At 72.3% G+C, this 18,398-nt stretch carries 18 protein-coding genes; 8 read left to right on the forward strand and 10 right to left on the reverse strand.

The window, feature by feature from the left end; translation table 11 throughout:
- Positions 1–189 precede the first annotated feature (189 nt).
- Positions 190–837, forward strand: coding sequence for a TetR/AcrR family transcriptional regulator (locus tag ICC28_RS34060; RefSeq protein ID WP_188292671.1), 648 nt, complete (start codon positions 190–192; stop codon positions 835–837).
- Here ICC28_RS34060 and ICC28_RS34065 read toward each other — a convergent pair.
- Entirely contained in the window at positions 834–1,619 is a 786-nt protein-coding gene (locus tag ICC28_RS34065; RefSeq protein WP_188292672.1) for a DUF2993 domain-containing protein, read from the reverse strand. The genes ICC28_RS34060 and ICC28_RS34065 overlap by 4 nt on opposite strands.
- Before the next feature lie 37 nt (positions 1,620–1,656).
- Positions 1,657–2,037, reverse strand: coding sequence for a hypothetical protein (locus ICC28_RS34070; protein ID WP_223190260.1), 381 nt, complete (start codon positions 2,035–2,037; stop codon positions 1,657–1,659).
- A gap of 184 nt (positions 2,038–2,221) precedes the next feature.
- Here ICC28_RS34070 and ICC28_RS34075 point away from each other — a divergent pair, with 184 nt between their 5' ends.
- On the forward strand, positions 2,222–3,835 hold the full coding sequence (locus ICC28_RS34075) for an MFS transporter (protein WP_188292673.1): 1,614 nt from the start codon (positions 2,222–2,224) through the stop codon (positions 3,833–3,835).
- A 93-nt stretch (positions 3,836–3,928) separates the two neighbouring features.
- Here the strand turns inward: ICC28_RS34075 and ICC28_RS34080 are convergent, their stop codons facing one another.
- The 5 genes from ICC28_RS34080 to ICC28_RS34100 all read right to left on the reverse strand — a co-directional run bounded on the left by ICC28_RS34080 (position 3,929) and on the right by ICC28_RS34100 (position 9,904).
- Positions 3,929–4,555, reverse strand: a complete 627-nt coding sequence (locus ICC28_RS34080) for a TetR family transcriptional regulator (protein ID WP_188292674.1) — start codon at positions 4,553–4,555, stop codon at positions 3,929–3,931.
- A 102-nt stretch (positions 4,556–4,657) separates the two neighbouring features.
- Positions 4,658–5,746 (reverse strand): catalase family protein, encoded by a 1,089-nt coding sequence (locus ICC28_RS34085; protein ID WP_188292675.1) that lies wholly within the window; start codon positions 5,744–5,746, stop codon positions 4,658–4,660.
- A gap of 27 nt (positions 5,747–5,773) precedes the next feature.
- Complete coding sequence (locus ICC28_RS34090) at positions 5,774–7,114, reverse strand: Dyp-type peroxidase (protein WP_188292676.1); 1,341 nt, start codon at positions 7,112–7,114, stop codon at positions 5,774–5,776.
- A 13-nt stretch (positions 7,115–7,127) separates the two neighbouring features.
- Complete coding sequence (locus tag ICC28_RS34095) at positions 7,128–7,736, reverse strand: hypothetical protein (protein ID WP_188292677.1); 609 nt, start codon at positions 7,734–7,736, stop codon at positions 7,128–7,130.
- A 374-nt stretch (positions 7,737–8,110) separates the two neighbouring features.
- Entirely contained in the window at positions 8,111–9,904 is a 1,794-nt protein-coding gene (locus tag ICC28_RS34100; RefSeq protein ID WP_188292678.1) for a thiamine pyrophosphate-requiring protein, read from the reverse strand.
- Positions 9,905–10,147: 243 nt separating this feature from the next.
- Between ICC28_RS34100 and ICC28_RS34105 the strand changes: the two genes are divergently transcribed.
- Positions 10,148–10,939 carry an RNA polymerase sigma factor SigF gene (locus ICC28_RS34105; protein WP_188292679.1) on the forward strand — a complete coding sequence of 264 codons (792 nt, stop codon included), beginning with the start codon at positions 10,148–10,150 and terminating at the stop codon, positions 10,937–10,939.
- An 18-nt stretch (positions 10,940–10,957) separates the two neighbouring features.
- Here ICC28_RS34105 and ICC28_RS34110 read toward each other — a convergent pair whose 3' ends face one another.
- Complete coding sequence (locus ICC28_RS34110) at positions 10,958–12,070, reverse strand: PAS domain-containing protein (RefSeq protein ID WP_188292680.1); 1,113 nt, start codon at positions 12,068–12,070, stop codon at positions 10,958–10,960.
- Between the two features lie 148 nt (positions 12,071–12,218).
- Between ICC28_RS34110 and ICC28_RS34115 the strand changes: the two genes are divergently transcribed.
- From ICC28_RS34115 to ICC28_RS34130, 4 genes are all read left to right on the forward strand, one after another.
- Positions 12,219–12,944, forward strand: coding sequence for an ANTAR domain-containing response regulator (locus tag ICC28_RS34115; protein WP_188292681.1), 726 nt, complete (start codon positions 12,219–12,221; stop codon positions 12,942–12,944).
- 398 nt (positions 12,945–13,342) lie between these two features.
- Positions 13,343–13,957, forward strand: coding sequence for a hypothetical protein (locus ICC28_RS34120; RefSeq protein ID WP_188292682.1), 615 nt, complete (start codon positions 13,343–13,345; stop codon positions 13,955–13,957).
- A 122-nt stretch (positions 13,958–14,079) separates the two neighbouring features.
- Positions 14,080–15,327 (forward strand): aminotransferase class I/II-fold pyridoxal phosphate-dependent enzyme, encoded by a 1,248-nt coding sequence (locus ICC28_RS34125; RefSeq protein WP_188292683.1) that lies wholly within the window; start codon positions 14,080–14,082, stop codon positions 15,325–15,327.
- Complete coding sequence (locus ICC28_RS34130; RefSeq protein ID WP_188292684.1) at positions 15,324–16,364, forward strand: MBL fold metallo-hydrolase; 1,041 nt, start codon at positions 15,324–15,326, stop codon at positions 16,362–16,364. The genes ICC28_RS34125 and ICC28_RS34130 overlap by 4 nt, the downstream gene beginning before the upstream one ends.
- A gap of 77 nt (positions 16,365–16,441) precedes the next feature.
- On the opposite strand, the gene ICC28_RS34135 is transcribed toward ICC28_RS34130, so the two are convergent.
- Positions 16,442–17,062: a DedA family protein gene (locus tag ICC28_RS34135; RefSeq protein ID WP_188292685.1), complete on the reverse strand. Its 621-nt coding sequence runs from the start codon at positions 17,060–17,062 to the stop codon at positions 16,442–16,444.
- On the reverse strand, positions 17,059–17,832 hold the full coding sequence (locus ICC28_RS34140) for an MBL fold metallo-hydrolase (RefSeq protein ID WP_188292686.1): 774 nt from the start codon (positions 17,830–17,832) through the stop codon (positions 17,059–17,061). The genes ICC28_RS34135 and ICC28_RS34140 overlap by 4 nt, the downstream gene beginning before the upstream one ends.
- 85 nt (positions 17,833–17,917) lie before the next feature.
- Here ICC28_RS34140 and ICC28_RS34145 point away from each other — a divergent pair, with 85 nt between their 5' ends.
- Positions 17,918–18,319: a hypothetical protein gene (locus tag ICC28_RS34145; protein ID WP_188292687.1), complete on the forward strand. Its 402-nt coding sequence runs from the start codon at positions 17,918–17,920 to the stop codon at positions 18,317–18,319.
- Positions 18,320–18,398 lie beyond the last annotated feature (79 nt).

The following is an 18,398-nucleotide window of genomic DNA, read 5'->3' on the forward strand; positions in this document are numbered from 1 at the left end:
GAGGTTCTGGTGGGCCGTGACGAGGTCGGCCCCGTTGACGCGGATTTCAGACATGGTGCCCTCCGAGCAACATTGCCGTAATGAGGAAATCATCAACTGTGAGAGTTTCTTCGTCAAGGTGCTCGCGGCAGCAAATGATGAATTCATCAGGACTGCGATCGCCATCGTCCCGACGGTTAGACTCTGCGGATGTCTACGTCAGCCCCGCCCAGCAACCGGTTCGAGCGGCGTCGCGCCGAGACCCGCAGGGCTCTTGTGCGAGCGGCCCGGCAGATCCTCGCCGAGAGCGGTGACGCCAGCGCGAGCATCCAGGCGATCGCCGAGCGTGCGGACGTGGGCTTCGGCTCCTTCTACAACCACTTCGACTCCAAGGCGGAGTTGTTCGAGGCGGCGGTGGTCGACGCCCTGGAGGAATTCGGACAGGCCTTCGACGAGTGTCTGGCCGGGATCGACGACCCGGCGGAACTCGTCGCGGCCGGCTTCCGGCTCAGTGCCCGGATGGCCGACTCGCACCCGGAGCTGACGCAGGTCCTGCGCCGCCGCGGCCTCGGGCACATCCACTCGGACAACGGCTTGGCCCGACGCGCCCTGCGCGATCTCCAGGTCGGCATCGCCTCCGGTCGCTTCACCGCCATGGACCCCGTGGTCGCCCTCTCCGCACTGGGCGGAGCCCGGCTGTCGCTGGTGGAGCTGCGCTTGGCCCGCCCGGAGGTGGACGGCGACGAGGCTGCGGTGAACCTCGCCGAGATGGTCCTGCGCATGCTGGGCCTGTCCGCGGAGGACGCCCACGAGGTCGCCCGGCGCCCCCTGCCCAACCTCTCCGAACAGCACACCTAGGCGCTCGATGACGAGTCCGGGCGGAAGGTGACCGACCGGCCGGTGAAGCGGGCGTCGATCCCGTCCTCGGTGGTGGTGATCGACCGCAGGTGGAGTCCCTCGGGGACGTTCCGCAGCGGAATGGGCTCGTCCAGGGCCCTGTCGAGCAGTGACTTCAGCGGGGGGAGCAGTTCACCCTGCTCGGCGCGGACGTCGGTGAACGAGATGCGGTTGCCGCTCGCCGCCGAGACGGCCGTACTCACGGTCACGTCGCCGACGAGCGGCAGGCCGGCCGTCGCGTTGACCCGGCCCGACTCGTCGCCCCGCGACACCTGCACGTCGAGCGTGCTCGACACGTCCGCGTACGACAGGAACGCGGTGGCTGCGACGCTGTCCGCGTGAGCCTCGTCGGCGCTCCCCGATGTCTTGAGGCCGTCCATCCCTACGGTCAGTCTTGTCAGTTGCAGGGGGCGGGTCGGGCCGTTCGCGGGTATGTCGTGGGCGGTGAGGTCGACGTGGTCCAGACGGCCCTTGGCCAGTTGGGTCAGCACGGGGAATCCGGTGACGTGCACCGATGGCCGATCGGCGGTTCCCATGCCGTCCTGGAACGCCTTGGCCGTACGGCTCTCCGCGCGAGCTGCGGCGATCCGGTCGACCGAGACTCCGCCGACCAGCAGGGCCACCAGGGACGCGGCGGCGACGACCGTGCGCCGTCCGGTCCGGGCCGGGGGGCTCGCACACGCGGAGCCGTCGCCGTAGTAGGGCTCGCCGACCTGCTCCTCGTCGCGGTGGGACTGATGCATGGTTCCTCCTCTTCGAGTGGTGCTCGGGAAAGTGCGCCTACGCGGCGTCGCCCTCGGGCCGGACACGCCCGTGGACGCACGCCGAAGCGCTGTCTCCGGCGACGCCCGTCGCGATCGGAGTGGCGGTCGCGGTGCCGGTGCCGTCATCGCTCCAGGCCCCGCTGTTCACGCGGTCGAGAAGCCCTGGCAGGTGCCCCTCCCGCGCTTGACGGCATCCGCCACCGGCGCCCGAGGGGCCGCGAGCCTCTGCCGCAATGCCTGCGCGGCCTCCGCCACCAGCCCCCTCCACGGGTGCGGCCCGGCCGTTGAAGCGGCCGGTGACCGTACGGCGCACCACCCCTGCCGCCTCGAGGATGCGGGCGAGCGTGAGCAGGGTTCGACTGCGTTCCGGGGCGGCGGTGACGGGTGCGTGGGTCATGTCGGACCTCCGGTTGGCGGGGAGGGCGACTCGATAGTTGCACACCGGCGGGCAATAAACTAGTCTGCACATCAGTGGGCAATTAACCGCCCCGGTGCCGGGCCTCCTCTTGGCCCCGTCTGCACCTCTCCCACCGATCCGCACCCCGAAGCCTCCGCTTCACCTCCTGCCGAGGAGCCTGACGATGCCGCTCTTTGCGAAGACACCCGTCGAGAAGATGACCGAGCCCTATCCACGCCGCTGGTGGGCCCTGCTGGTGCTCTGTCTGAGCCTGCTGATCGTCGTCATGGCGAACACGTCACTGATCGTGGCCGCCCCCGACATGACCAAGGACCTGGGCCTGAGCAGCAGTGACCTGCAGTGGGTCATCGACGGCTACACCGTCCCCTACGCCGCGCTGATGCTGGTGCTCGGCGCGATCGGCGACAAGTACAGCCGCCGCGGCGCCCTCGTCCTCGGCCTGCTGATCTTCGCCGGAGGTTCGGTGATGGGCGGCCTGGTCGATGGGACGAACCTCGTCATCGTCGCCCGCGCGATCATGGGTGTCGGTGCCGCCGTCGTCATGCCGGCCACACTCTCTCTGCTGGTCGCGATCTTCCCGAGGGCTGAGCGCGCCAAGGCGATCACCGCCTGGTCCGCCACCTCCGGCCTCGCCATCGCCGCGGGCCCGCTGGCCGCCGGCTGGCTGCTGGAGAGCCATGCCTGGGGCTCCACGTTCCTGATGAACGTCCCCGTCGCCGTCCTCGGCGTCGTGGGCGCGCTGCTCCTGGTCCCGCCGTCGAAGGCGGAGGGCATGGGCCGCATCGACTACGTCGGCGGTCTGCTGTCGATCGCCTCGGTCGGCTCCCTGGTGTACGCGACCATCGAGGGGCCGCACTTCGGCTGGGGTGCCGGCCCCATCGCCGCGGCCGTCGTCGCCGGCGTAGGCCTGCTGGCCTTCGTCGCCTGGGAGTTGAAGCACCCCAACCCCATGCTGAACGTGCGCAAGTTCGCCGAGCGCCCCTTCAGCGGCTCGATGATGGCGGTGCTGTTCTTCTTCTTCGGCACCTTCGGATCGATCTACTACTCCACTCAGTTCCTGCAGTTCGTCCTCGGCTACGACGCACTGGAGACCGGCATCCGTCTGCTGCCGCTGGCCGGAGCCGTGTTCGTCGGCGCCGCCGTCACCGGCAGGCTCGCCCCGAAGCTGGGTGTGAAGACCGTGGTCGGCACCGGCATGGTGATCGGCACCGCGGGCGTCTTCCTGCTCACCCGGATCGAGACGGGCTCGACCTACTCCGACTTCCTCACGCCCCTGCTGCTGCTCGGCTTCGCCATCGGCCTGAGTCTCGCCCCGGCCACCGACACCATCATGGGCTCCTTCCCCGAGGACGAACTGGGCGTCGGCGGCGGCGCCAACGACACCGCCCTGGAACTCGGCTGCGCCCTGGGCATCGCCGTTCTCGGCTCGCTGCTGGCCACGTCCTACAAGGACAAGCTCACCGACATGGTCGGCGGCCATCTCCCCGCCGAGGCCATGGACGTCGCCAAGGACTCCGTCGGCGGCGGCATCGCAGTTGCCGAGCAGGTCGCCAAGAACCCCCAGGGCGGCGCCGAGCAGGCCCAGACGCTGCTGGGAGCGGTGCACGAGTCCTTCGCCCACGCCATCGCCCACACCAGCCTCATCGGCGGGATCATCATGGCCGCCGGAACCCTGATCGTCATCGCCGTCCTGCCCGGCCGCAAGCACACCGTCGAGCACGGTGAGAAGGAAGCGACGCCGGAGACCGAGGAGCAGACCGAGACCGTGGGCGTCTGAGCCCCGTACACCGGAGGCCGGAACCCGATTCCGGCTGACATGGGAAGACCCCGGTGCTCCGCACCGGGGTCTTGTCGGACTGCAGGGGTGATCTCACCCCTCGGCGGCGGCCGCCTCGTCGACGACGATCTGCGCCCGCTTCTCCGGCACACCGGCCGCGATGAGCGTGGTGACCGCCACCTGGGTGCCGTCGTCCTCCAGAGCCCCGGTATTGACCTCCTCCAGCAGGGCGACCGTCATCGCCTCCAGACCGGCGCTCAGCACCGGGGCCGGCAGCTGGGTGTGGAAGACGCCGTCCCGCTGTCCGCGCTCCACGATGGCCGTGACCCCGACCCGGGCGGGCTCCAGGATCCCGGCGACACGCTCCATGCCGAGGTCCCTTCGGGCCAGTGCCAGGAGCATCCGGTAGCGGTCACTCACAGGCCAGAGCGACAACGTGAAGTGGGCGAGCGCCCGATCGGCAGGTTCCGTCGTGCCCGCCCCGACCGCCACGGCTTCCTGGATCGCCTCCGCGGCCTCCTCGGCCAGCGCGTCCAGCAGTGCCGTCCGCCCGGGGAAGTGCCCGAACAGCGTGCGTCGTACGACGCCGGAGGCGCGGGCCAGCTCCTCGAGGGTGATGTCGGGATTCCGGCCGAGCTCCTGGCGCGCGGTGGCCAGGATGCGAGCCCGGTTGGACCGGGCGTTGCGTCGCTGGGGGACACGGCCGACGGGCTGGGACACGGAGAGAACCTCGAAGAAGCCAGAACGGAGAAGGGACTTCTCCATTCTGGCACGCGGGTCCCGACCGACGCGCGGCCGCATCCGGGGCCGGTCGGGACCTGTTCAGGCGGGCAGCTCCTTGATGTCGGACGGCTCCTGCGGCTCGATGCCGTTGAAGCGGTGCCGGAAGTCACTGGAAGCGGGGTACGCGGCGCGGCGCGAGCGCATGATCGAGCCCAGCGGACGGTGGGCCTCCAGGGCGTGCCAGGGGCTGAAGGAGAGGACGTCGTCGGCGTAGCGGCGACGGGCGTCGCTGTAGGCGTCCTGGGCGGGCAGGTGCAGCACGGCCACCGTCCGGTGCGGTGACAGTTCCTCGGGCCACAGGACCGAGGCGTCCTCCACCGGCATCCGGTCGATGTCCGTGCACAGCTGGGCACGGATGTCGTACTCGGCGCTGTTGTCCGCGAAGAAGTCGACGACGAGGTCGCGCAGGGCCGACTCGCCTGCCTTCTTGTCGACGTGGCTGCCGGTGAGGGCCCTGACGTTCGCCGAGCGGGGCGCGGCGGACATCTTCGCGACATGGTCGCCGTAGCGCAGCGCGGCCATGGAGTGGAAGGTCTCGCCGAGGATGTGGTCGTTGGCGGCGGCCAGGGTCTCGACGGCGGGCGGAAGCGGACGTCCGACCCGGGTGAGGGCCTTGGCGGCCACGCGGGCGGCCGCGCCGGTGAGCTGGAGCTGCTGGTCGCTCTGGCCGGGCTGTTTCTCCAGGATGCCCTGGAGTTTGGCGTACTCGGCGATGTTGCCGAAGGGCAGGGTGGGGTGGTTGACGAGGAGGAAGTCCTGGGTGGTGAAGCCGTCGTCGAGGGCGCGGGGCCCGGGGGCGCCGATCACCTTCATGGCGAGGCCGCGCTGGAAGGGCACCTGGTCGGAGCGCAGGTCGCCGGGGGCGGAGGAGAAGCGGACGATCACCGGGTAGGTGACCGGTTCGGCGAAGAGGCCCTGGGCGAGGTGGGCGGGCAGGTCGGGCTGGATGCGCAGCTCGCCGGCGAGGACGCCGTGGCTCTTGGCGTGGGCGTCGCGCAGGCCGTGCCGGTGTTTGTCGGCGACCTGCTGGTTGGCCTTGCCCATGGCCGCGACGACCTGGCGGACGAGTTCGTCCTCATCCGGAAAGGGCTGTTCGATGTCGGGGCTGTAGCGGACGTACGAGGTCATGGGGAGTGTCTCCGCGCGGGGTGGGGGTCAGTTGCCGCTGAGCCAGCGGATGGCGGACAGGCTGGGCATGAAGAAGTACTCGCCGCCGAGGAGGGTGTTGAAGGACTGGATGTTCTGCACCCGGCGAGGCGGGGTCCCGGGCACGGTGAAGTAGGCGCCCTTGTCCTGGAGCGAGATCATCGGGTCCTTCTCCTTGCCCAGGCCCAGGAAGTTGCCGGAGCCGACCCATTCGCTCTGCAGGAACTCGACGTTGTCGATGGCCCGGGCGCCGAGGGCGATGAAGTCCAGGCCGCGCGGCCGGCCGTCGTCCTTGAGGCGGTCGGGGGGCAGGGGAGTGCCGTAGGAAGTGCCGCGCCGGATGATGCGGCGGATGTTGACGTCGGTGAGGACCGTCAGCTTGGTGTCGCGCGGGTTCATCCGGCGGATGTGGGAGCCGAGCGGGGTGCGCAGTCCGCGCGGGTCGGCGGAGTAGTCGAAGTTGTTGATCCGGTTCGGGTCCTCACCGATCGCGGGGGTGTCGCGCTCCGGGGCGAGGGCGAGAGGTGCGCCGCTGCGCCAGCGGCCGACCAACTTGGCGGCCAGCAGCTCGCGTTCGGCCTCGGTGGAGGCGTTGTCGTGCAGCCACTGGTTGAAGGCCGCGACGTGGGAGTGGTACTTGCGGAAGACGACGTACGTGCCGTTGCGCCCCAGGACGTCCGGAGCCGGTACGGGCAGCGGCACACCGGTCTCGCTCGGGTAGCCGAGGACGAACTCCCCGGCCTTGATGGGCCGTCCGTCGCCGGGCAGGGGTTCGGCGCCACTGCCCTCGACCACCGGCTGGCTGAAGCCGTCCCGGTAGCCGAAGACGTTGAACCCGTCGGCCGCGAAGTCCTGATGCGACAGCAGCCGCACACCCGGGACTTCGCCCAGTTCCTTCTCATAGGCGGCGACTTCGGCCCGCCAGTCGTCCTCGCTCGCGGCGTAGACCGTGACGGCCACGTGCACACGCGGGGTGCCGAAGGGGAACTCCCAGCGGTCCGGCGCGTTCACGCCGGTGTCCCGCAGCCGCTCGGCGCGGGCGGCCATCCCGGCGCGGAAGTTGGCCGGGAAGGAGGCCAGTGAGGTCTCCGGCAGCCCCAGCGCGACCAGTCCCTGGTAGCTGAGGGCGAGGGCCAGCCAGGAAGGCTGAGGTTCGTCCCAGCGGGCCGCCGAGGTCACCCTCGGCGCCAGTCGGCGCAGCAGTTCCCTGCCCGCGTCCGGTTCGGTGATCTCCAGGATCGCGTGGGTGCCGAAGTAGGGCTCGGGCCGGGCCCGCAGCAGGGTCGCCTGGATGTCGTCGAGGTCCAGGGTGGGCGGGCGGCGCAGCCGCCGGAACAGCGGCGAAGGCATGGTGCGCCTGCCTTCAGTTCAGGTCCGACAGGAAACGCTGCACGGCGGCCTCCTGGCGCTTGAGCCGGTGGCCTTCGGCGACGGTGAGGTTGGGGTGGGCGACGAACCACGCCTCCGCCGGGACCTGGTACTTGACGATGAAGTCCTTCACGTCCGGCGAGGTGATGCCGGGCCAGCCCTCGACGTTGCTGAACAGATAGTCCATGAACTCGGGGATCTTCGTCGCGAAGTCGTCGATGTAGGGGTCCCACTCGCCGTCGAAGGCGGTCGCGAACAGCAGCTTGGTGTCGTTTTCGAGGAACACGAACCGCATGTTGTGCAGGGTGCCCACCTGACCGGCACCCGCCAGGTTCCCGCCGACCAGGCCGAAGAACTTCCGCAGCCGCTCGGCGCCGTTCGGCTTCAGCGGCAGGATCGTCGTCAGCTCGGACACCTCACCGCTCTTGGCGCCGATCCGGCCGGCGGTGGTGACGGCGTGCTCGGCCATCTCCTCCTTGTCGGCGAGGATCTCGGCGGCCTTGAGCTTGAGGGCGATCTTGGCGTCCGAGAGTGCGGCGTCCACCTTCTCGCGGACGACTTCGGGGAATTCCTGGAACTTCGCATGCAGGGCGTTTTCGCTCATGGCGCCTCTCCTGGGGGATGTGGCAATACTCCACATGTAGCCACAAATAGACCTTGGTGAGATGGTGTGCAAACGCGAAGAGATGTCTCTTCTGACCATCTCCGCATTACTGATTACATCATCAGTTCACTGCTCGGGCTTGTCAACGCGCCATTCGCGTGGTCCGCGCGACGAGGAGGCGGGGTGACCCACGGCCGCTCCGTGAGTCACCCCGCCTCCTGGTGGTGCACGATGACGCCGTGCGGGATGTCGGTCTCGGTGTTGCAGCGGCGCACGCATCGCCGGAGCCGGAGGACTTCGGGACGCGTGGTGGAACAGTTCACGGCGCCACTGAACCGACCACCGAACCCTCGGCGCCGTCCAACAGGTGCCGCCTACGGCTTCTCGCGCCCCGGCAGGAACTCCTGCACCTTCGCCTTGATCCCCTGCTTGACCATCGACGCCCGGTCCGCGTCGCCCTTGAGGATCGAGGCGGCGGTCGCCTCCATCTGGTCCCAGGTGGCGTGCGGCGGGATCGGGGGTACGGCGGGGTCGGTGAGGAACTCGATCACCGCGGGGCCGTCCGCCTCCAGGCCGGCCCGCCAGGCCGCCTCCACGTCCTCCGGCTTCTCCACCCGTATCCCGGTCAGGCCCAGCGAGCGGGCGAACGCGGCGTACTGCACGTCCGGCAGCTCCTGCGAGGGCAGGAACGACGGGGCGCCCTCCATGGCCCGCATCTCCCAGGTGACCTGGTTGAGGTCGTGGTTGTTCCACACACCGACCACCAGCCGCGGGTCCTCCCACTGATCCCGGTACTTCGCCGCCGTGATCAGCTCCGCCATGCCGTTCATCTGCATCGCGCCGTCCCCGACCAGCGCGATCGCGGGCCGGTCCGGGTGCGCGAACTTCGCACCGATCGCGTACGGCACCCCGCAGCCCATCGTGGCGAGCGTGCCGGACAGCGACGCGCGCATGCCGGGCCGCATGGTCAGGTGCCGGGCGTACCAGTTCGCCGCCGAACCCGAGTCGGAGCTGATGATCGCGCCTGCGGGCAGCAGCGGGTCCAGGGCGTGGGCCACGTACTCCGGGTTGATCGGGTCGGCCGACAGGTTCGCCCGCCGCTCCATCACCTCGCGCCAGCGCGCCACGTTCGTGCACACGGTGTCGTACCACTCGCGCCCGCGCTCCGGGTCGATCATCGGCAGCAGCCGCTCCAGCGTGGCCTTCGCGTCCCCGACCAGATTCACCTCGTAGGGATAACGCATCCCGACCATGTGCGGATCGATGTCGATCTGCACCCCGCGCGCGGCGCCGAAGTCGGGCATGAACTGCGTGTACGGGAAGGAGGAGCCGATCGTCAGCAGCGTGTCGCAGTCCCGCATCAGCTCGTACGACGGACGCGTGCCCAGCAGGCCGATCGCCCCGGTGACGTAGGGCAGTTCGTCGCTCAGGACGTCCTTGCCGAGCAGTGCCTTGGCCACGCCCGCGCCGAGCACCTCGGCCATCCGCTCCACCTCGGCCCGCGCGCCCGACGCGCCCTGGCCGACCAGGATCGCCACCTTCTCACCGGAGTTGAGGACCTCCGCCGCCCGCTCCAGGGACTGATCGGAGGGGAGCGCCGTCCAGGAGCTGCGGTCCAGGCTGGAGGGGACCATCTTGAACTCGTGCGTGGGCGGCGAGTAGTCCAGCTCCTGCACATCGCCGGGAATGATCACCGCGGTCGGGCAGCGCCGCGCGTACGCGGTACGGATCGCCCGGTCCAGCACGTTCGGCAACTGCTCGGAGACCGTCACCGTCTCCACGAAGTCCGAGGCGACGTCCTTGAACAGGGTGTGCAGGTCCACCTCCTGCTGGTACGAGCCGCCCATCGCGGTGCGGTGCGTCTGACCGACGATCGCCAGCACCGGGACATGGTCCAGCTTGGCGTCGTACAGACCGTTGAGCAGATGGATCGCGCCCGGTCCGGAGGTGGCCGCGCACACGCCGAGCCGGCCGCTGAACTTGGCGTAGCCGACCGCCTGGAACGCCGACATCTCCTCGTGCCGGGACTGGATGAAGACAGGCCGGTTCTCCGCCCGGCCCCAGGCCGCGAGGAGGCCGTTGATGCCGTCCCCGGGATAGCCGAAGACATGCTCCACCCCCCACTCGCGCAGCCGCTGCAGTACGTAGTCGGACACCTTGGTGCTCATGCGGAACCTCCGGACGGAAACGGATCGGGCAGCACCGCTACGAGTCACCCTGCGAGCCTGCCGAAAACCTGGCCCGGGGGTTTGCCGCCCGGGGCGTGGGGCAGGCGAAGGCACAGTGCTTCGGACAGGAGGCACGTCCGTGGGAGCGGCGAACCGTCGCCACGGCTGTGCCCGTCCGGCTTTCGGCGCGCGCTCCCCCGGTGACCGTCCACCCAGAGCACAACCAAGGGAGTTGCGACGCATATGCCCACACGAGTGAGCGCGAAGCACCACCCGCACGACGACGCCCCCGACACCGCGGAAGCGTTCCGCAAGCTCGCCACGCTACCCCCCGGTCAGCAGCGCGACACGCTCCGTGACCAGGTCGTCGAGGCCTGGCTGCCCATGGCGGAACGGCTCGCGGGACGGTTCCGCAGCCGCGGCGAGAGCTTCGAGGACCTCCGCCAGGTGGCGGCCCTCGGCCTGGTCAAGGCCGTCGACCGGTACGACCCCGAGCGCGGCAACGCCTTCGAGAGCTACGCCGTGCCGACCATCACCGGCGAGATCAAGCGGCACTTCAGGGACCACATGTGGACGCTGCACGTGCCGCGCCGGGTGCAGGATCTGCGCAATCGTGTCCGGTTCGCCGTACAGGACCTGCAGACCTTCTCCGGTCGCAGGCCGAGCGTCGCGGAGATCGCCGCGCACGCGGACATGAGCGAGGCCGACGTCCGGGTGGGTCTTGAGGCGCTGGAGAGTTTCACCGCGCTGTCCCTGGACGCCGAGCTGCCCGGCAGCGAGGACGGGTACTCGCTGAGCGACGCGCTGGGCTCCGCCGATCCCGCGCTGGACACGGTCGTGGACCGCGAGGCCGTCAAGCCGCGGCTCGCCGCGCTGCCCGAGCGGGAGCGGGCGATCCTGTACATGCGGTTCTTCGGGGACATGACGCAGAGCCGGATCGCCGAGCAACTGGGCATCTCGCAGATGCATGTGTCCCGGCTGATCAGCCGGTGCTGCGGGCGCGTGCGGGAACAGGTCCTGCGGGACGCCGCATAGGCCGTTGCGGGGCGCCCCTCACGGGGCGCCCTGCATCCGGAGGGTGATGTGGCGGCTCATGATGTCCATCGCCTTCGCCTCCGCCATCGAGAAGGCCAGGCGCGGGCCCGAGCGGAACAGCGTGAGGACGCCCTCCGCCCTGCCGTTCGCCGTCAACGGGACGCACAGCAGTGAGGTGACGTTCGCGCGGGCGAGGACGGGGGTGCCCTCGGGGGTGCGGCCGAAGGCGTCCGGGTCCTCCGGGCGCACCTGCAGGGTCGTACCGCCGCCGCGTACCGCTTCCACGACCAGCGGACAGTCCGCGGGATCCTGGGTGGCCAGCGCGGCCGCCTCCGCCTCGGACGGCGCGAACACCGCCGTACGGGCGGTGGCGGTGTCGGCGACCACCCAGTCGGCGAAGCGGCCGTGCAGGACCTGCGCCGCCTGCTTGAGGACCGCCTCGCGGTCGCCGGGCGGGGCGGTCAGCAGGGTCGTCGTCATCGTGTCCAGCAGGTCCATCAGCGCCGCGTGCCGGGTGGCCTCCGTCAGGTCGGGCATCGGGGCCGACGAGCCCTCACCCGTGGCCGCGGGGGTGCTCGGCGCGCCGGGCTGGAACGCCACCAGCACCGTGGGGCGCGGCTCCCCGCTCGGGCGTACGGCCGCGAGCGTGGCGTGCACGGGCACCGACGGGCGCCGCTGGAGGTGCACGACCAGGCTGCGGTCGCCCTCGCCGCGGGCGACGGCCGCCGCCTGGGAGCGGAACGCGACCCGGTCGGCGTGCGCGAGGAACCCCGACAACGGCCGGCCCGTCGCGTACCCGGCCCGCACCCCGGTGAAGGAGGTCGCCGCGAAGTTCAGGCGGCGCACCACCGTCTCCCGGTCGACCAGCGCCACGGGCAGCGGGAAGCGCTGGAACACCGCCCTGAGCAACTGCTGCTCCTGCCGGTCCGCCGGCGCCGAACGGGGGGTGCCCGCCGCGGAAAGCCGCTCGTACCACGGCCACAACTGATCCGCCACATGATCGAGTTCGAAGATCGCCGCGTCGAGGACGGTGGGCAGATCACCGCCCGAGACGGACCGTGCCGCCTTCAACTCCGCGACGCGGCGTACGAAATCCACCAGCTCTTCACCGAACTCGTCCGTCTGCGCCATGCCCCTGAACCTAGCGCGCTCCGACGGTCGCCGAGACGACGCGGGGGGAATCACGGCGAACCGTTGGCCAAACCTTGTTCTCCCCTGTTCCAGCGGTGTTTTCCGCTCGGGTGACCGGGCAGGGGCCCAGTGAGAGGAGGACCGCCCAATGCCGGACACCACGCACACCGACCGCTGGGGGACCGGGGTGACCGAGTCTCCCGAATCCGCCCTTCCGGGGCGAAGGCTGTCCGAACTCGTCGAGCAGGCCGCCCGCTGCACCGTCGACTGCTGCGGCGCGAGCAGCATGGTGGCCGAGGGCGCCAGTGAACGGCCCGCCGCCGTCACCCACCCCGACCTCGCCGCCCTGGTCGCCGTACAACTGCGCAGCGGGGACGGCCCCATCCCGGCCGCCCTGGAGCGCGGCGGGCCGGTCGACTCCAAGGACCTGCTGCTGGAGGAGCGCTGGCCGGAGTACCGGGCCGTGGCGCTCGACGCCGGGGTGCGCTCCAGCGTCACGATCCCCTTCCGGCGCTCGGGCCTCACCGTGACGCTCAGCCTCTACAGCTTCCGCGCCGGCGCCCTCGAGGACGCCCCGCACGGGCCCGCCCGCGCCCTCGGCGACTTCGCCGCCGGCTGCCTGGTCCGGGACCGCTCCTATCGCGCCGCGCTCACCGAACTCGACCAACTGGGCACCGCGATGCGCACCCGGCCCGTCGTCGACCAGGCCTGCGGCATCGTGATGCACGTCCTCGGCTGCGACGCCGACGCGGCCTTCTCGGTCCTCCGCCGAATCTCCCAGGGCACCAACCGCAAACTCTCCGACGTCGCCTCCGCGGTCGTCGAGAAACGGGGGCGGGGGTTGGAGCGGGACCTTGCGGCGCTGCTGAACTGAGACCGGGTTCGGGGCGCGGGACGTGTGTCTCACGTACGGGCGCCCGGAGCCCCGCGTGGGAAGCGGGCCGCGGGCTGGAGCGGGACCTTGCCTCGCCGCTGAACTGAGGCCCGGCCGAGACGGCCGGGGGCGGCGGTGCAGTCATCGGTTGCCTTGGGGGTGGGGCGGCAGGCGCGGCGGCCGGCAGGCGCGGGCGCCCGGGGTCCCGCGATGAGAAGCGGGACCCTGCCGGGCTGCTCGACCGGGACCGAACCCGGCGCAGGGGGTGTGTCACCCGCACGGGCGTCCCGGTTCCCGCTAATGGGGTCCGGCCGCGCGCGGGCGGGCGTCGGGCGGGCTGTGATGGGCGGGGGACACGACCGAGGTGTCCCGAGCCGTCGGCCGAAGGAGCCCACCCCATGCGCCGCACCGTCCGTGCCCTGTCCGCCGCCGCTCTCGCCGGCGCCGCACTGGGCGCCGCCGCACCGTCGGCCTCCGCGGACCCGGCCGCGGAGGTCAGCCCCGCCACCGCGCACCCGGGCGGCAGCGTCACCGTCTCGGTCACCTGCGCCCCCCTCGGCGGACCCGCCCCCGCCACCATGGACGCCACCTCGCAGGCCTTCGAGGAGGGCACGGTCGCCCTCCAGAAGGTCCCCGGAGGCGACGAGCAGGCCACCGGCCCCGCCTACCGGGGCACGGCCCGCATCGTCCTCGCCGAGGAACCGGACGGCGGCCTCGGACCCGACTCCGCGTGGACCGTCGACGGCACCTGCCCGGCGGCCCCGGGAGGCCGGGGCAAGCCCTGGAGCGCGACGTTCACCGTCATCCGCGGATCCGCCACCGCCCGGCCGTGCACCGAGCCGCACCGCGACTCCTGCTCCGGCGCGGCCGTCCAGCGCGGGGTGCGGGCCGGTCAGGGCGGCGCCTTCACCGACTCCGTCCCCGCGCTGGTCACCGGCGGGGTGCTGATCGCGGGCGCGCTCGGCGGCGCCGCCTACCGGCTGCGCCGCAAGGCGCCCGCGGCGGACGCCTGACCGGCACGATCCCGGCGGACGGCCATGGGTCCGGGGCCCGTTGGGTACGCAGAGCCCCAGGGACAGTCACGATCCGCACCGCGGGCACCACCGAGGAGCGGAGAGGCGAAGCGGAGGAACGGATGGCGCGGAGGGAACCGGAGAGCCACGGCCCCGTCCGCTACGGGCCACCGCTCCCTGCGGACGGACTGCCCGTGCTGCCCGAGCTGACCGCCGTGCTCGCCGCCGCCGCGGGCCGCCCCGACAGCGAACCGGTCGGCGGATCGGCCGCCCTGCTGGACGCCGCCTGCGGCCACTGGGACCGGCGCGGCCTGCCCACCACTCCCGACCGGGCCGTCGCCGCGCCGGGCGCGCCCGCCCTGCTGCTCGCCCTGACCGCGGCGCTCGGCGGCGACGTCCTGGTGCCCCGGCCCTGCGCCGCCTGGTGGGCGCCGTACGCGCGCCTGTTGGGCAGACCGGTCTTCCACGTCCCCACCCCGGCCGAGTCCGGCGGCGTGCCGGACCCGTACGCCCTGCTGGAGACCGTGCGCCGGGTCCGGGCCGAGGGCGGCGACCCACGGCTGCTGGTGCTGTCCGTCGCCGACGACCCCACCGCCACCGTGGCGCCGCCCGAGGCGCTGCACGAGACCCTCGAGGCCGCCGTCGGCGAGGGCCTGCACCTGGTCAGCGACGAGACCTGGCGCGACACCCGGCACCACCCCCACGACACCGTGCTGCTCAGCCCCGCCGAGATGCTCCCCGGCCGGGTCACCGTGGTCAGCGACCTCGCCGGAGCCCTGCTGCCGCCGGGCTGGCCGGCCGCCGTCGCCCGCTTCCCCACCGGGGACACCGGCGAGCGCCTGCACGCGCGCGTGCTCGACGTGCTGACCGCCCTCGGCGCCCGCGTCGCGAGCCCGGTGGCCGCCGCCGCGACCTACGCGCTCACCGAACCCGAGCCGGTCACCGCACGCCGCGCCGCCGCCGTACGCCTGCACGCGCGCGTGGCCGCCGCGCTGCACGCGGCCGTGGTCGCCGGGGGCGCCCTCGCCCGGCCCCCGCGGGCCGGCCGGCACCTCTACGTCGACCTCGGGCCGCTGCGCACCGCGCTCGGCGCGCACGGCGTGGGCGACGCCCAGGACCTGGAGGACTTCCTCACCGTCCGGCTCGGCATGCCCGCACCCGGCGGCCACCGCTTCGGCGACGACCTCGCGGCGCCGCGCGTCCGGCTCTCCACCGGCGACCTGCTGCGCGGCACGGACGAGGAACGCGCGGCCTGCCTCACCGACCCCACCCCGCTGGAACTGCCACACGTGCAACGCGCGTTGAACCAGGTGACGTCGGTCTTCGACGAACTCCGCGACGACGCTCGGCGATGGGAGCCCCCTCGATGACGCAGCAGTCCGAGTCGACCACGACCACACCGGAACCCGGCGGCCCGGCCGCCACATCACCGTTCCCGCCCCTCGCCGAACCCCGCCCCCTGGGCGAGCGCCGGGTGTGGCCGCGCACCTTCCACGACCGGCTCACCGCCCCGCTGCCCGGCCTCAAGGCCCTGGCCAGGTTCGCCCGCGAGGGTTCCGTACGCCCCGGCCGCGAAGGCCTCGCCGACGCTCCACTGCTGCCCTTCGACCCCGCCCCGCTGCCCCGCGTCGACGCGCACACGGTCGCCGTCTCCTGGGCGGGACACGCCAGCTGGGTCGTGCGGATCGGCGGGCTCACCGTCCTCACCGACCCGGTCTGGTCCCGCCGCATCATCGGTACCCCCGCCCGCATCACCCCGGTGGGCATCGACTGGGCCGCCCTGCCGCGCGTCGACGCGGTCGTCATCAGCCACAACCACTACGACCACCTGGACGCCCCCACCCTGCGCCGCCTCCCGCGCGACACCCCCGTGTTCGCCCCGGCCGGCCTCGCCCGCTGGTTCCGCCGCCGCCGCTTCACCCACGTCACCGAACTGGACTGGTGGGAGGCGGCCGAACTGCACGGCGTCCGCTTCGACTTCGTCCCCGCCCACCACTGGTCCAAGCGCAGCCTCACCGACACCTGCCGCAGCCTGTGGGGCGGCTGGGTCCTCACCGCCGCCGACGGACAGCGCGTCTACTTCGCGGGCGACACCGGCTACGGCCACTGGTTCACCCGCATCGGCCGCCGCTACCCCGGCATCGACCTCGCCCTGCTCCCCATCGGCGCCTACGACCCCCGCTGGTGGCTCAGCGACGTCCACTGCGACCCGGAGGAGGCGGTACGGGCGACGCAGGACCTGGGCGCACGCCGTATGGCCCCCATGCACTGGGGCACCTTCGTCCTCTCGGCGGAACCCGTACTCGAACCGCTGCGGCGCGTGCGGGCGGCCTGGCAGAAGGCGGGACGCCCCCGGGAAGACCTGTGGGACCTCCCGATCGGCGCCTCAAGGGTCCTGGAGAACTGACGCAGGGCCGACCTGCCCAAGGGGCGTGTGGAACTGCGCGACCAGCCCCCACCGGACCCGCACCGCGCACCGCACCCTCACCTGGCAGCCCGAGCCCGCCGCCACAGGCTCGGCGTCACACTGATGAGCAGCGTCAGCGCCACCGCAGCCACCACGCCCTCCCAGGGCTCGGGGAACAGCGATCCCCCGAGGATCCCGATCAGCTGGTACGTCACCGCCCAGGCCAGGCACGCCGGCAGGTTCCCGCGCGCGAACCTCCGCATCGGCCACTTGGCGAGCAGGCACGCCAGCATCACCGGGAGCCGGCCCGCGGGCATCAGCCGGGACAGCACCAGCACCGCCACCCCGTGCTCGGCCAGCTTCACCTGGGCCCGCTCCAGCCGGTCCTCGGGGGCTCGCGCGCGGATCGCCTCCAGCCACCGCGAACCGTTCTTCGACCCCATCCCGCGCTGCCCGAGCCAGTACAGCGTGACGTCGCCGAGGAACGCCGCCAGCGAGGCCGTGACGAACACCAACGCCAGCGCGAACGGCGCCGTCTGATGGAACGCCACCACCGCCGCCGAACTCACCAGCGCGCCGGTCGGCACCACCGGAACCAGCGCCCCCAGCAGCACCAGCACGAACAGCGTCGGATACCCCACCGCCTGCTGGGCCGACTCCGTGGGGATGCCGCTGGACGCGGCGGCCAGCCACCTCACGCCGCCACCTCCAGCCGTACGCTCTCCCCGTGCCCCAGCCGGTGCACCGCCACGCGGGGCGCGCGCTCCGCGGCCAGGCGCACGAACTCGTCGCCCGGCGCATGGAACTCATGGGGGCGCACCGCGTCCATGCCGATCGGCCAGTACGTGCCGTAGTGCACCGGCACTGCGCTGCGCGGCCCGAGCCGGGCCAGCGCCTCGGCCGCCCGCCCCGCGTCCAGATGCCCCTCCCCGAGGTACGGCCCCCAGCCGCCCACCGGCAGCAGCGCCGCGTCGACCGGCCCGACCTCCTCGGCCATCGAGTCGAACAGGCCGGTGTCCCCGGCGAAGTAGGTGCGCGCCTCGCCCTCGACGACGTAGCCGAGGGCGGGGGAGCGGTGCCGTCCGACCGGCAGCCGCCGTCCGTCGTGCGCCGCGGACACCGCCCGCACCGCGAGTCCGCCCACCTCGGTGACATCGCCGGGCCGCACCTCGGTCACCCGCAGATGGGTGAGCCGGCGCAGCCCCGGAACGGCCCGGGGTGCGCCCCGGGGCACGAGCAGGCGCGTGCCCGGGGCGAGCCGCGCCAGCGAGGGAACGTGCAGGTGGTCGGCGTGCAGATGGGACACCAGCGCCACGTCGGCCTGCCAGGCGTCGGGCGGGGGGAGCGCACCCCGGCGCCGGCGCAGATGCGCGAGCCGGCGTGCGAACAGAGGGTCGGTGAGCACGCGTACGTCCGAGTCGGCGACCGTGCAGGTGGCGTGACCCCACCAGGTGATCTCCACCGGCACCTCTTTGCCTCCTTCGCGCGACTCCCCCGAAGCCTACGGGCAGGAGTAGTGTCGGCGCCTGAAACCCGGAGGTGAGGGGGACGCCATGGGACCGGTGCGGGTCACGGCGATCGCGAGTCTGACGCCGCTCGAAGAACTGGACGCCGATCCCTTCCTGGTGGACTCCCGCAGCCAGTACGCCATCTGCGCGCGCTGGGCCGCCGAGCGCGGCTACACGGTGAGCCGCGAGCTGCTGATCCGGGGGCTGCGTCCCGACCACGGCGTGCTGTGGGACGGCGTACGTCCCGGCAGGGACCTGTTCGTGGCCCCCTGTCGGCGGGTGCTGGAGAGCGCCCTGTCCTCCGCCGAGGAGTTCGCCGCCGAGTGCGCGCGGCGGGGGGTGCGGGTGGAGACGGTGGGCTGCGAGGAGCCGTCGTACGACTCGCAGATGAAGGCCAGGGTCCACCGCAGGCTGTCGATGCCGACGGCGGGCTACGACGGCCGCTGAGCGCTCCGCTGGGTTGGCCGGGATGGGCGGTGGTTCGGCTGCGGCGCCGTCGTGGCTGGGCGCGCAGTTCCCCGCGCCC

The sequence above is a fragment of the Streptomyces sp. TRM68416 genome (assembly GCF_014596915.1).
In the GTDB taxonomy this organism is placed as follows: domain Bacteria; phylum Actinomycetota; class Actinomycetes; order Streptomycetales; family Streptomycetaceae; genus Streptomyces.